The following is a 12,258-nucleotide window of genomic DNA, read 5'->3' as shown; positions in this document are numbered from 1 at the left end:
CGCGCTGGCTCACTTCTTCGGCGTCAACTTCACGCCCGGCGCCGGGAACTTGTAATCGTCAGTCGATTTGCCGGCCGCCGGGATCTCGATCCAGCGCTCGACCGCGCCGCCCTCGCATTCCTGGACGACCGGCACGTAGAGCGTCGTCTCCGGCTTGAGGTCGGCGGTGAGATAGGCGCGCAGGACGAACTCGTCATAATGCTCGTCGAGCAGCTTGCCGCCGCTCCAGCTGACCTCGGTCACACCCTCGGCCGTCGGCGTGCCGTAGTAGTCGTAGGCCTTCTCGTACTTGCCCTTGGTCGTCTCCAGCGTCCAGCCGGGCTTGGGCATCGGCTTGACCGCGATCACCCCCTCGGGAATGCGGACGCGGACCCTGGTCGTGGCCGCGCCCTTGCAGCCATGCGGCACACGTAGCACCGCCTTGTAGGTCGAGCCGACTGGAGCCTGCTGGGTCTCCAGCGTGACATGGGCGAAGGCGGGGCCGGCAGCGAAAGCCGCGACGAGGGCGGCGAGCGAAAGCGATTTCATCGTGGGAATCCCTACGGAATGGGCGCCGGGATGACCGGCGCAGCCGCTCGGAGGCGGCATTGGTTCGAATGAGCGCGCGCTGGCAGCTTTGCCGTCGCGAGCGAATGGGATGGGGGGAGAAGCCACATGCGGCCGTCAGGGCAACGCAGGTTCCGGCGTGATGCGCTCGGATGCGCGCAGCTCAGAGAGTGGCGGGTGGTGCGCGCGGATTGGCTGGAGAGCGGCCGGCGATGAAGCCGGATGGCAGGTCGAGCCGGCGCTGGAAGGCGACGAGATCGACGGCGCGATGCACGACCGGCAGCGAGTTGGTCGGGGCGGCTGGTGCGCCGGCGCCGGTGAAGGCGCAGCCGAGCATGCAGCAGCTCATCAGCTCATGCGCCGCAGCGCCGTCGCCCTGGCTCATCGGCTGATCGCCGCCGGCGCAGAGCGTCATCGCCAGCGAACGGTCTAGGCTGAAGCTCGCCGCATTGGCGCCTGAGGCAAGGCCGGCGAAGATTGCCTGCAGCACGACGAGATAGGCCGCGAACAGCGCGACCCAGCGTCTCATCCCTGCCTCGCTGCGCCCTGCGGACAAAACCGGCCCTCCTGCGACTTCGATAGCATGGCTGCCGGCAGGGTCAATTTGCGTCAGTGTTTCAGTGGCCGTGGTGCTCGCAATGGCTGTGATCGGCCAGCGCCTCGATCACGGCGCAGTCGCTGGCGGCAACCCCACCCGAGCAAACCGTTGCGATCCGGGCGAGTTCCGCCTCGAGCGAGCGCAGTCGGGCAATCTTGTCGCGGACTTCGTCGAGATGCTCGGCCGCGATCGCATGCGCTTCGTCGCAGGCCATGCCGGGTGTGTCCGAAAGCCGCAGCAGGGTGCGGATGCTCTCGACCGCGAAGCCGAGATCGCGCGCATGCTTGATGAAGGCGAGCCGCTCGACATGGGCGCGGCCATAGCGGCGCTGGTTGCCCTCGGAGCGCTCCGGCTCCGGCAGCAGGCCGACCTGCTCGTAATAGCGGATGGTCTCGACCTTGACCCCGGTCCGTTCGGCCAGCGTCCCGATCGGCACCACGCGTTCGAGGGTTTTCGCCGGCCGCATGATTTTTCCTCTTGAAGCTGTAGTGGCTACAGGTTGTAGGTAGATGGTCCCGCAACGCTGTCAAGCGGAGACGAGAGCATGACCACCGCCGCAAAAACCGAAACGGAAACGCTATCCTGGAAGGTCGGCGGCATGGATTGCGCCAGCTGCGCGGCGAAGATTCGCGGCGCGGTCGAGCGCCTGCCCGGTGTGTCCGATGTGCGCCTCTCGGTGATGTCCGAGACACTGACACTCGCCCTCGACGAGAGCCGGACCCGGCGCGACGAGATCGAGAAGCGCGTCGCCAGCCTCGGCTATACGACGGCGGCGAGTGCGCCGCGCGCCGCTGCGCCTGAGCCGGCCTCGGCTTGCGGCTGCGGCCATGACCACGGCCCGACAGAGAAGGCGCAGGGCCATGCGCATAAGTATGACCATGCACACGACCATGACCATGCGAGCTGCGGCGGACACGACCATGCTCATGACCACAAGCACGATCACGACCATGACCATGCCCATGCCCATGGTAAGGCCGGCAAGGCCGCCGACCATGGCCACGGCCTGCCCGGCCACGTCCATGAGCCGACGCCGGACGGCGTCTCCTGGTACCAGACCGGCAAGGGCAGGCTCGTCCTCCTGACCGGCGCACTGCTCGCCGCCGCCTGGCTCGCCAAGTTCACGGTCTCTGAGACCGCCGCCTATTGGGCCTTCGTCGTCGCCTGCGTGATCGGCGTCGTGCCGGTGGCGCGGCGCGCTTTCGCGGCGGCGGCGGTCGGCCAGCCCTTCACCATCGAAATGCTGATGACGATCGCCGCGACCGGCGCACTCGTCATCGGCGCGGCCGAGGAAGCGGCGCTGGTCGTCTTCCTCTTTGCCGTCGGCGAGGTGTTGGAGGGCGTCGCCGCCGACCGTGCTCGCGCCTCGATCCGGGCACTCGGCGATCTCGTGCCGAAGACGGCCATCGTCGAGGAGAACGGCGAGACCCGCCAGGTCGACGCCGCCGCGTTGAAGGTCGGCCAGATCGTGCTGGTGCGCCCGGGCGACCGCATCCCGGCTGACGGCGCGATCAGCGACGGCATCTCCGGCATCGACGAGAGCCCGGTCACCGGCGAATCCGTGCCGAAGACCAAGGGTGTCGGCGATTCCGTCTATGCCGGCTCGGTCAATCGCGAGGCGGCGCTGCGCGTGCGCGTCGAGAAGGCGGCTGAGGACAACACCATCGCCCGCATCATCCGCCTGGTCGAGGAAGCGCAGGAAGCGCGCGCGCCGACCGAACGCTTCATCGACCGCTTCTCACGCATCTACATGCCGGCGATCGTCGGCCTCGCCATCCTGGTCGCGCTGTTGCCGCCGCTGGCCTTCGGTGGCGAGTGGTCGATCTGGATCTACCGGGCGCTGGCGTTGTTGCTTATCGGCTGCCCCTGCGCGCTGGTCATCTCGGTGCCGGCTTCGATCGCGGCGGCGCTCTCGACCGGCGCGCGCCAGGGCCTGCTGCTCAAGGGCGGCGTGGTGATCGAGGCTGCGGCACGCACCGGCGTCGTCGCCTTCGACAAGACGGGCACGCTGACCGCTGGCGAGCCGCGCGTCACCGAAATCGTCAGCCTCGGCCGTGACGAGCGCAAGGTCGTCGAGCTCGCCGCTGCCGTCGAGACCGGCTCCAGTCATCCGCTGGCGCTCGCCATCCTCGCTCGCGCCAAGGCGGATGGCGTCCCGGTGCGGCCGGCGGCCAATGCCGCGGCGCTCGCCGGCAAGGGCGTCACCGGCGAGCTCGATGGCATCGCCATCTTCGTCGGCGCGCCGCGCCATGCCAGGGAGCGCGCCAGCTTCGATGTAGCGGCGCTGGAAGCGGTCGAGCGGCTCGAAACCGCCGGCAAGACGGTTGCTGCCGTGATCGCCAATGGCCAGCTCGCCGGCCTGATCGCCTTGCGTGACGAGCCGCGCGAGGACGCTGTCGCCGCCATCGCCGAGCTCAAGGCGCTCGGCGTCCGCTCGGTGATGCTGACCGGCGACAATGCCCGCACCGGCGCCGCCATCGCCGCCTCGCTCGGCCTGGAGCACAAGGCCGAATTGATGCCGGACGACAAGGTCACCGCCATCAAGGAACTCGCGCGCGAGGCGCCGGTGATGATGGTTGGCGACGGGATCAATGATGCCCCGGCGCTGGCCGCAGCCAATATCGGCGTCGCCATGGGGGCGGGCACCGACGTAGCGCTCGAGACCGCCGATGGCGCGGTACTGAAGAGCCGGGTGCGCGACATCGCCGCGATGATCCGGCTGGCCCGGGCGGCGATGGGCAACATCCGCACCAATATCGCGCTCGCGCTCGGCCTGAAGGCGGTGTTCCTGGTCACCAGCGTGCTCGGCTATACCGGCCTCTGGGTCGCGATCCTCGCCGATACCGGCGCGACCGTGCTGGTCACCGCCAACGCGCTGCGCCTGCTGCGTTTCAACGCCGGCAAGGCGGCCTGAGGAGGCCGTCGATGTCCGGGATGGAGAGCGCCAGCCGGTCGCGCAGGCTTGGCCTCGTCGCTGCCGTCGCGCTCGCGGCGGCCGGGCTCGATCAGGCCAGCAAATGGCTGATGCTGGAGGTCGTGCTGAACCCGCCGCGGCTGATCGAACTCACTCCCTTCCTCAATCTGCGCCTCGGCTTCAACACCGGCGTCAGCTTCGGCCTGTTCCGTGACGCCCTCGAAGCCTGGCCGGGCCTGCTCGGGCTGTTCAAGTTCGCGGCCGGCTTCGGTCTTTTGGCCTGGGCGGCGTTCGCCGGGCATCGCCTCGAACGCATCGGTCTTTCGCTGATGGCGGGCGGAGCCTTCGGCAATGCGATCGACAGCTGGCGCCAGGGCGCGGTCACCGATTTCCTGGATCTGCACTGGGGTGACTGGCACTGGCCGACCTTCAACGGCGCCGATATCGCGCTGACCTTCGGCGTGGTGCTGATGCTGCTCGCAGCACTGCCAGTGACGAACCGAACGCCCAACCGGCATATGAGCGGAGCATCCTGATGGGAGCCGGGCATTCACATGGCGGCAGCGCCGGCACGGCCGCCGGCCGCCACAAGTCGCGGCTCGCAATGGCTTTCGGCCTGACCTTCGCCTTCATGCTCGCCGAGGTGATCGGTGGCTTGTGGACCGGTAGCCTCGCCTTGCTGGCCGACGCGGCGCATATGCTGACCGATGCCGGCGGGCTTGCTTTGGCGCTGGTCGCGATCCGCTTCGCCGAGAAGCCGGCCACGCCGCAGCGCACCTATGGCTATGTCCGGATGGAGATACTGTCGGCGCTCGCCAACGCCGTCGTGCTGCTGCTGCTCACCATCTACATTCTCTATGAAGCCTATCAGCGCTTTCTCAACCCGCCGCCCATCCTCGGCGGGCCGATGCTCGCCGTCGCGGTCGTCGGGCTGATCGTCAACCTGATCAGCATGAAGCTGCTTGCCGGCGGTTCCTCCGAGAGCCTCAACGTCAAGGGCGCCTATTTCGAGGTGCTGAGCGACATGCTCGGCTCGCTCGGCGTCATCATCGCGGCGGTGATCGTGATGGCGACCGGCTGGACGCTCGCCGATCCGATCGTCGGCGCCGGCATCGGCCTGTTCATCGTGCCGCGGACCTGGATCCTGCTGAAGCAGGCCGTCCACATCCTGATGGAAGGCACGCCGCCGGAGGTCGATATCGCCCTCTTGGAAAAGTCGCTGCTGGCGTTGCCGGGTGTCAGCGCTGTCCACGACCTGCATGTCTGGACGCTGACATCTGGTCTCGACGCGATGAGCGCCCATATCGTGGTCGCCGACATGGCGCAGGGGCGCGAGACGCTCGTCGCGGCTAACCGGCTCCTCGCCGAGGAGTTCTGCCTGAAGCACACCACCATCCAGATCGAGGACGAGGCGATCCGCCGGACCGATGGTCACGAGCAGCGCCTCTGAGCACCGCAATTCCGACACAGGCAAAGCTGAAAGCCGCACCATGGAATCGTTCATCGCCGCCTTGGTCTCGCTCCTGATCCTCGATCCGATCCAGGGCGCCATCACCAGCCAGCTCTCGGCCCTCGGGATTCCGCGCGACAGCGCCGAGAAGGTCGCGACGTGCGCCCGCGCTGCGACGCCGACGATCGTGACACGCGTCGGCGAGAATCCGAGCTGGGCCATCGTCCAGGTCGTCCGCTTCTGGACGGGCGTGGCGAGCCCGGACGTCGTGCTGGTCGAGATCGCGCCGCAATGCGCCGGCGCGGTCGAGACGGCCAAGCGCGCCATCGGCCGCTCGGCCTGACGTTTCAGGGCTTCGGGCCGGCAGGCTCTGCCGGTGCTGTTCACGAAAACGTCAATTGAACCTCGCCCGGCCTGAGGTTGCAGGGTCGCGCGGGTTCAAGCCTGTTCACGAGTCGTTAGCGCCAGACGCCGATAATTTCAGCCATGTCCGATCGCTCTCTCTTTCAGCGTCTCCGGCGCTTCGCCTTGTTCGGCGTCGCCGCCATCGCCCTGTCGTCCTGTGTCGGGATGGACGGCGACGGCCGTGGCAACCAGCCGCTGCCGGCTGCCCTCGTCTCGCAGATGTCCGCCAAGGGCATGAGCCAGGCCGACCCGATCGTCGTGCGCCTCTACAAGAAGGAGAGCGAGCTCGAGGTCTGGAAGCGTGACCGCTCCGGCCAATACGCCCTGCTCAAGACCTATCCGATGTGCCGCTGGTCGGGCCAGCTCGGTCCCAAGAAGCGCGAGGGCGACCGGCAGGCGCCGGAGGGCTTCTATACGGTGACGCCGGAGCTTATGAATCCGAAGTCGCAGTTCTACCTGTCCTATAATCTCGGCTATCCGAACGCGCTGGAGAAGGCGCAGGGCTATACCGGTTCGGCCCTGATGATCCACGGCGCCTGCACCTCGGCCGGCTGCTATGCCATGACCGATGACGGCGTCACCGAGATCTACGGGCTGGCGCGCGAGGCTCTTGCCGGCGGACAGCGCAGCTTCCAGGTCCAGGCCTTCCCCTTCCGGATGACGCCCGAGAACCTGGCGCGCCATCGCGGCAATCCGAACATCGCCTTCTGGCGCAATCTCAAGGAAGGCTCGGATCATTTCGAGGCGACGCGCCAGCCGCCACGTTTGGCGACTTGCGGCGGCCGCTATGTCTTCAACCCGGCCGGCGATGCCTCGGCTTTCGTTCCCGGCGCGCCGTGCCCGGCCTATCAGACCGATCCCGAGGTCGAGCCGCTGGTCGCCGCCCGCAGCGCCCGCGACGAGGCGCGGCTCGCCGAGCTTTCCGGCAGTACGCCGGCAATGAGCTATGCGCTGATGGATGGCGGCATGCACCAGAGCTTCCGCAAGCTGCTGCGCAATATCGGGCCGGAGCGGATGCAGACCATGGTCGCCGGCAAGGTCGAGATCAGCGCGCCGCAGGCGGCGCTGGCCGATCCCTATGGCGCTAGCGGCGACGATGAGCCGCAGCAGGCATCGGCGACCGGGTCGATTTCGCCGCGTTGACGCCGGGCAAGCTGGCGGCCAGACAAAGCGCCATGCCGATCCTCAAGATCATCCGTTACGGCGCCTGGGGTGCCGTCGTCCTCGTCGCCTTCGCTGCGGCCGCGGTCACGCTAGGCTGGTGGCGCGTCGATGGGCCCGGCCGGCCGGGCTCCAGCGCAGCCGTGTCGACGCCGCTAGCCGATGTCGGTGGTCCCTTCACCTCGACCGACCATACCGGCCGCAAGGTCTCGCAGGCCGATTATCTCGGCAAGCCGACGCTGGTCTTCTTTGGCTTCACCCACTGCCCGGAGGTCTGCCCGACCACGCTGTTCGAGCTCACGACCTTGCTCGGCAAGCTCGGTGCGGAGGCCGACAAGCTCAACGTGCTTTTCGTCAGCGTCGATCCCGAGCGCGATACGCCGTCGCAGCTTGCGCTCTACCTGCAATCCTTCGATCCGCGCATCGTCGGGCTCTCCGGCACGCAGGCCGAGGTCGATGCGGCGCTGAAGGCGTACAAGGCCTATGCCAAGCGCATCCCGACGCAGGACGGCTACACCATGGACCACACGGCTTCAGTCTATCTGATGGACGCGGAAGGCCGGTTCCGCAGCCTGATCGACTATCACGAGGAGCAGGACTCGGCGCTCGCCAAGGTCAAGCTGCTGCTCAAGCGCTGAGCGCCGCCTCAGCGCCTATTCAGCAGGATCATCTTCTCCTGCGTCATGTCGCGCATGGTGTAGGGGATGCCGCCAGTGCCGTAGCCGGATTCCTTGCGGCCGGCGAAGGGCATCCAGTCGGTGCGGAAGGCGGTGGGGTCGTTGACCATCACCGCCGAGGCGTCGAGCCGCTCGGCGACATGCAGCGCGACATCGATGTCCTGCGCGAAGACGCTGCCCTGGAAGGCGACATTGAGCGAATTGGCCCGGGCGATCGCCTCGTCGAGCTTGCTGTAGCGGTAGACGCAGACGAGCGGGCCGAAGACCTCGAGCTGCGAGACCTTGGCGTCGGCGGCCGGATCGAGCAGCACGGCCGGCTCCAGCGTCGTCTCGGAGAGTCGCTTGCCGCCGAGCGCGAGCTTGGCGCCGCCCTTCACCGCTTCGTCGATCCAGCTTGCGACCCGATCGGCTTCCCTGGGCAGGATCAGCGGGCCGACCTCGGTCTCCTTCAGGACGGGGTCGCCCGTGCGCAACTTGGCAACGCGCGCCACCAGCCGCTCGGTGAAGGCATCGGCGATCTCCTCATGCACGTAGATGCGCTGCGTCGACACGCAGACCTGGCCGGCATGGTAGTAGCCGCCCTTGACCAGCGGCTCGATGATCCTGTCGAGATCGGCACTGCGATCGACGATCGCCGGCGCAGCCCCGCCATGCTCCAGCGCCGAGCGCGCGCCATGCGCCAGCTTGGAATGCAGGTACCAGCCGATCTTGGCCGAGCCGATGAAGCTGAGGAAGGCGACGCGCCGGTCGGTGGCGAGCGCCTCTGCGAGCTCGTTGGTCTCCGGCAGGAAGGTCTGGCACCAGGCTTCCGGCAGGCCGGCCTCGTGCACCAGCGCGACGAAGTCGCGGCAGCACAGCGGCGTCGTGCTCGCCGGCTTGATGATCACAGGACAGCCGACGGCGATCGCCGGCGCGACCTGGTGGACGATCAGATTGAGCGGATGGTTGAAGGCCGAGATCGCTGCGACGATCCCGATCGGCTCCTTGGTGGTGAAGGCCCAGCGGTTCACGGCGGCGGGGGTCAGCCCCATCGGGATCTCGCGTCCACCGAAATTTCTGAGTTCGTCGGCAGCGTTGTGGATGCCGTCGATCGCGCGCGTCGTCTCGATGATGGCATCGGTCAGTGGCTTGCCACCCTCGCGCGCGATCTGGCGGGCGAAATGGTCGCGCTTGGCCGACAGCAACTCGGCGAGCTTGCGCAGGATCGCGATCCGTTCATAGGGCTTCAGCCAGTGATCGCGATCGCGGAAGACCTTGTTGGCCGCCTGCAATTTGGCTTCGAGCGCCGCGGCATCGTCGGTGGCGATCTCCTTGATCGGCGCGCGATCATAGGCCTGCACGACCTGCAGCATGGTGATCTCCTTCGCTTGGTCTCGGGTCAGGCCAGCTCGATATCCGGCGTCTTGTTGCGCAGCTCCTCGACGAGCACGCGCGTGTTCTCCGAATAGTCGATCGGAACCTCGACGAGATGAACGCCGCCGCCCTTGAAAGCGGCTTCCAGCGTCGGCACCAGCTCAGCGGCCGAGCCGACGCGCGAGCCCTTGGCGCCATAGGCCTTGGCATAGGCGACGAAATCGGGATTGCCGAAGCTCATGCCGTAATCGGCGAAACCATCGACCGCCTGCTTCCAGCGGATCATGCCATAGGCGCTGTCATTGAGGACGACGACGACGAGGTTGAGGCCGAGCCGGACGGCGGTCTCCATCTCCTGGCTGTTCATCATGAAGCCGCCATCGCCGCAGACCGCCATGACCCGGCGCTTGGGGTGGAGCATCGCCGCCATCATCGCCGAGGGCAGCCCGGCACCCATCGTCGCCAGCGCATTGTCGAGCAGCAGCGTGTTGGCGACATGGGTGCGGTAGTTCCGCGCGAACCAGATCTTGTACATGCCGTTGTCGAGGCAGACCATGCCGTCCTCCGGCATCACCGCGCGGATGTCGTGGACGATGCGCTGCGGCGTGATCGGGAAGCGGTCCTCCTCGGACCGATCATTCAGGTGGGCGAGGATCTTCTGGCGCAACTCCAGCATGACCGGATCGGCTTCGACCCGGCCGCCTAAAAGCTCTGCCAGCGCTGCGACCGTCGCGCCGATATCACCGATCACCTCGGCATCGGGGTGATAGACCTGCTCGACCGTCGCCGACTGGTAGCCGACATGGATCACCTTCGGCCCGCCGGCGCTCTTCATCAGGAAGGGCGGCTTCTCGATCGTGTCATGGCCGATTGCGATGATCAGGTCGGCCCGGTCGATCGCCTGATGGACATAGTCGCCCTCGGACAAGGCGGCGGTGCCCATATAGAGATTCGAGCCGCCGGTGACCGCGCCCTTGCCCATCTGGGTGTTGAAGAAGGGCAGCTTCACCCGCCGCACGAAATCGGAGAGCGGCTCGACCAGCCGCGGCCGGTTACCGGCAGCGCCAATCATCACCAGCGGCCGCTTGGCGGCTAGGATCATCTCGGCGGCGCGGGCGATCGCCTTCGGATCAGCCACCGGCTGCTCCAGCGGATGCACCGGGATCAGCGGCACATCGGCGACCTCCTCGCCGGCGATGTCCTCCGGCAGCTCAAGATGCACCGGGCCGGGCCGCTCTTCCATCGCAACGCGGAAGGCATCGCGCACGACCGACGGGATGCTGGCGGCGCTGACGATCTGCCGGGTCATCTTGGTCAGCGGCTTCATCGAGGCGACGACGTCGACGATCTGGAAGCGGGCCTGCTTGGCGCTCATGATTGCCTTCTGCCCGGTGATCAGGATCATCGGCATGGCGCCGAGATGAGCATAGGCCGCACCCGTGGAGAAATTGAGCGCGCCGGGCCCCAATGTCGCAATGCAGACGCCGGGACGCCCCGTCAGCCGGCCATGCGTCGCGGCCATGAAGGCGGCGGCCTGCTCGTGCCGGGTCAGGACGAGCTCGATCTTCGAGGTTCGGAGCGACTCGACGACGTCGAGATTCTCCTCGCCGGGAACGCCGAAGATGCGATCGACGCCCTCGTTCTCGAGTGCGGCCACCAGGAGATCGGAACCCTTCGTCATCGCCATCGCCTATCCGGAACGCCTCGATGCCCGGAAAGGTAGGCTTCCTGTGCGCGAAGGGAAAGCCGGCGCATGGCAGGGTTGCAAGAGCCCGCTCCGATCAGCTTGCACCGCAACCTGATCGGATCCGGCTCTAGCGCGGCAGGGAGGTTCCGATGCCGGCGGCGCGCGCCTTCTCCAGGACGAGATGCGCAAGCGCGAGATCGGTCAGCGCAAAGCCGCGGAAGCAGAATAGCGAGCGCTTCGTCCCGGCGTCGGCGAGCGGCGTCTGTGACAGGCCAGTGAGATCATAGCCGAAGCGGACGCCGGCGACCGGCTGTCCGTCGACATCATAGGGCGCCTGCGACTGGGCGAGGCTGTCGGTGACCAGCAAGTCGAAGGCGGGGAGGGTCTCAGGCAGCCAACTGCGGCCTGTGTCGACCGCCGCGGCAAAGGATGCAGGCTTCATCCGCCTTGCATCGAGGAAGGCGCGCAAGCCCGGCGTCGCCGGAATCATCGAGATGACGATGTCGCTGCGGGCGAGCAGCATGTCGGCATCGTCGACGATCTCCGTGGCGAGGCCCTGCGCTGAGGCAGCTTCTGCAAGCCGCTCGGCCGAGCTGCGGCTGCGGCTCAGCATCAGGGCATTGTCGAGACTGGGAAAGAGATCGTGGAAGGCGGCGAGATGGGCATGGGCCTGCAGGCCGCAGCCGACAAAGCCGATCGTGCGTGCGCCCAGTGGCGCGAGCAGCGAGGCGGCGGCTGCCGACATCGCCGCGGTCCGCACCAGCGTGATCTCGTCGCCGTCGAGGACGGCGAGCGGCGCGCCGGTCTCATAGTCGCTGACGCAGATCAGAGCGCTCACGCTCGGGACGGTGCTGCCCGCCTGTGTCGGAGCGGAGGCGACCCACTTCACCGTGGCGATCGCTTGCGCTTGCGAGGCCGCCGTCATCGCCTGGAAGGCGTGGCCGGGTCCGAGTGCGAGTGCGCTCTTGGGCAGGCTCCGGTTACGGCCGGCGGCATGGTCACGGAAGGCGCGCAGCATGGCCTCGCGCGCCTCGCGCGGAGTCACGGCACAAGCCCGCACGTCCTTGTGCGAGAGATAGAGGAGGGAATTGCTCATCGCTCGAACCGTTTCGCGACGGGAGGGACATGGGCCGGCCGGTCCATAGGGATTGGGTATGGGCACAGGAGAAGCGGCGGGCAAGGCCGAGGCGATCTGATCGTACTGAGTGGCTCCCTCATGGAGCGGGGGGGCCGGAGGCGCGATTTGGCTGAGACAGGGCCGACTCGTCGGGCTCCGTTTGCCGGTTAAAATGTAAGCCATTGAAAATGTGCGGCTTTTCGATCGAAATCCATTTTTGTCGAAAAACTTTCATCTGCTGTGTTGACAGGTGAAGCGGGGTCCCCCTATAAAGCGGCCATCGAGACGGCGCCGCCGCTGGCGGGGCCGCTCTACTGCGCTTCAAGGGAACGTTGGGCTTCGCCGCCGAC

General features: G+C 67.3%; 12 protein-coding genes. 6 read left to right on the top strand and 6 right to left on the bottom strand.

The genetic code is table 11. The annotated features are described in order from the left end of the window. Nucleotides 1-9 precede the first annotated feature (9 nt). The 3 genes from AC1DS0_RS28675 to AC1DS0_RS28665 all read right to left on the bottom strand — a co-directional run bounded on the left by AC1DS0_RS28675 (nt 10) and on the right by AC1DS0_RS28665 (nt 1,583). Nucleotides 10-528 (bottom strand): YcnI family copper-binding membrane protein, encoded by a 519-nt coding sequence (locus AC1DS0_RS28675; RefSeq protein WP_476817617.1) that lies wholly within the window; start codon nt 526-528, stop codon nt 10-12. Nucleotides 529-709: 181 nt separating this feature from the next. Further along, entirely contained in the window at nt 710-1,075 is a 366-nt protein-coding gene (locus AC1DS0_RS28670) for a DUF2946 family protein (RefSeq protein ID WP_476817616.1), read from the bottom strand. An 88-nt stretch (nt 1,076-1,163) separates the two neighbouring features. Beyond that, on the bottom strand, nt 1,164-1,583 hold the full coding sequence (locus AC1DS0_RS28665) for a MerR family transcriptional regulator (protein ID WP_454029421.1): 420 nt from the start codon (nt 1,581-1,583) through the stop codon (nt 1,164-1,166). A 105-nt stretch (nt 1,584-1,688) separates the two neighbouring features. Here AC1DS0_RS28665 and AC1DS0_RS28660 point away from each other — a divergent pair, with 105 nt between their 5' ends. The 6 genes from AC1DS0_RS28660 to AC1DS0_RS28635 all read left to right on the top strand — a co-directional run bounded on the left by AC1DS0_RS28660 (nt 1,689) and on the right by AC1DS0_RS28635 (nt 7,712). Further along, on the top strand, nt 1,689-4,058 hold the full coding sequence (locus AC1DS0_RS28660) for a heavy metal translocating P-type ATPase (protein ID WP_476817615.1): 2,370 nt from the start codon (nt 1,689-1,691) through the stop codon (nt 4,056-4,058). An 11-nt stretch (nt 4,059-4,069) separates the two neighbouring features. Next, complete coding sequence (gene lspA / locus AC1DS0_RS28655) at nt 4,070-4,594, top strand: signal peptidase II (protein ID WP_476817614.1); 525 nt, start codon at nt 4,070-4,072, stop codon at nt 4,592-4,594. Next, the gene (locus tag AC1DS0_RS28650; protein WP_476817613.1) at nt 4,594-5,508 is read left to right on the top strand and encodes a cation diffusion facilitator family transporter; all 915 of its coding nucleotides are present in this window, start codon (nt 4,594-4,596) and stop codon (nt 5,506-5,508) included. Before lspA ends, AC1DS0_RS28650 begins: the two co-directional genes overlap by 1 nt. Before the next feature lie 40 nt (nt 5,509-5,548). After that, nucleotides 5,549-5,851, top strand: a complete 303-nt coding sequence (locus tag AC1DS0_RS28645) for a hypothetical protein (protein ID WP_476817612.1) — start codon at nt 5,549-5,551, stop codon at nt 5,849-5,851. Nucleotides 5,852-5,994: 143 nt separating this feature from the next. Continuing rightward, nucleotides 5,995-7,056 (top strand): L,D-transpeptidase family protein, encoded by a 1,062-nt coding sequence (locus AC1DS0_RS28640; RefSeq protein ID WP_476817611.1) that lies wholly within the window; start codon nt 5,995-5,997, stop codon nt 7,054-7,056. Between the two features lie 32 nt (nt 7,057-7,088). Next, nucleotides 7,089-7,712, top strand: a complete 624-nt coding sequence (locus AC1DS0_RS28635) for an SCO family protein (RefSeq protein ID WP_476817610.1) — start codon at nt 7,089-7,091, stop codon at nt 7,710-7,712. A gap of 8 nt (nt 7,713-7,720) precedes the next feature. Here the strand turns inward: AC1DS0_RS28635 and AC1DS0_RS28630 are convergent, their stop codons facing one another. From AC1DS0_RS28630 to AC1DS0_RS28620, 3 genes are all read right to left on the bottom strand, one after another. Continuing rightward, nucleotides 7,721-9,103 (bottom strand): aldehyde dehydrogenase family protein, encoded by a 1,383-nt coding sequence (locus tag AC1DS0_RS28630; RefSeq protein ID WP_476817609.1) that lies wholly within the window; start codon nt 9,101-9,103, stop codon nt 7,721-7,723. A 26-nt stretch (nt 9,104-9,129) separates the two neighbouring features. After that, nucleotides 9,130-10,785, bottom strand: coding sequence for an acetolactate synthase large subunit (locus AC1DS0_RS28625; RefSeq protein ID WP_476817608.1), 1,656 nt, complete (start codon nt 10,783-10,785; stop codon nt 9,130-9,132). A gap of 133 nt (nt 10,786-10,918) precedes the next feature. Then, nucleotides 10,919-11,887, bottom strand: a complete 969-nt coding sequence (locus tag AC1DS0_RS28620; RefSeq protein WP_476817607.1) for an ornithine cyclodeaminase family protein — start codon at nt 11,885-11,887, stop codon at nt 10,919-10,921. Between the last annotated feature and the right edge of the window lie 371 nt (nt 11,888-12,258).

This window comes from Allobosea sp. P4_H5 (genome assembly GCF_056400825.1).
Note: the sequence above shows the minus strand (reverse complement) of the source record. Positions and strands in the feature narration are given on the sequence as shown.

Excerpts from the sequence above, each read along its gene's own strand:
- AC1DS0_RS28650 (WP_476817613.1), top strand. The coding sequence starts at position 4,594 with ATGGGAGCCGGGCATTCACATGGCGGCAGCGCCGGCACGGCCGCCGGC.
- AC1DS0_RS28640 (WP_476817611.1), top strand. The coding sequence starts at position 5,995 with ATGTCCGATCGCTCTCTCTTTCAGCGTCTCCGGCGCTTCGCCTTGTTC.
- AC1DS0_RS28630 (WP_476817609.1), bottom strand. The coding sequence starts at position 9,103 with ATGCTGCAGGTCGTGCAGGCCTATGATCGCGCGCCGATCAAGGAGATC.
- AC1DS0_RS28670 (WP_476817616.1), bottom strand. The coding sequence starts at position 1,075 with ATGAGACGCTGGGTCGCGCTGTTCGCGGCCTATCTCGTCGTGCTGCAG.
- lspA (WP_476817614.1), top strand. The coding sequence starts at position 4,070 with ATGTCCGGGATGGAGAGCGCCAGCCGGTCGCGCAGGCTTGGCCTCGTC.
- AC1DS0_RS28645 (WP_476817612.1), top strand. The coding sequence starts at position 5,549 with ATGGAATCGTTCATCGCCGCCTTGGTCTCGCTCCTGATCCTCGATCCG.
- AC1DS0_RS28620 (WP_476817607.1), bottom strand. The coding sequence starts at position 11,887 with ATGAGCAATTCCCTCCTCTATCTCTCGCACAAGGACGTGCGGGCTTGT.
- AC1DS0_RS28675 (WP_476817617.1), bottom strand. The coding sequence starts at position 528 with ATGAAATCGCTTTCGCTCGCCGCCCTCGTCGCGGCTTTCGCTGCCGGC.
- AC1DS0_RS28635 (WP_476817610.1), top strand. The coding sequence starts at position 7,089 with ATGCCGATCCTCAAGATCATCCGTTACGGCGCCTGGGGTGCCGTCGTC.
- AC1DS0_RS28625 (WP_476817608.1), bottom strand. The coding sequence starts at position 10,785 with ATGACGAAGGGTTCCGATCTCCTGGTGGCCGCACTCGAGAACGAGGGC.
- AC1DS0_RS28660 (WP_476817615.1), top strand. The coding sequence starts at position 1,689 with ATGACCACCGCCGCAAAAACCGAAACGGAAACGCTATCCTGGAAGGTC.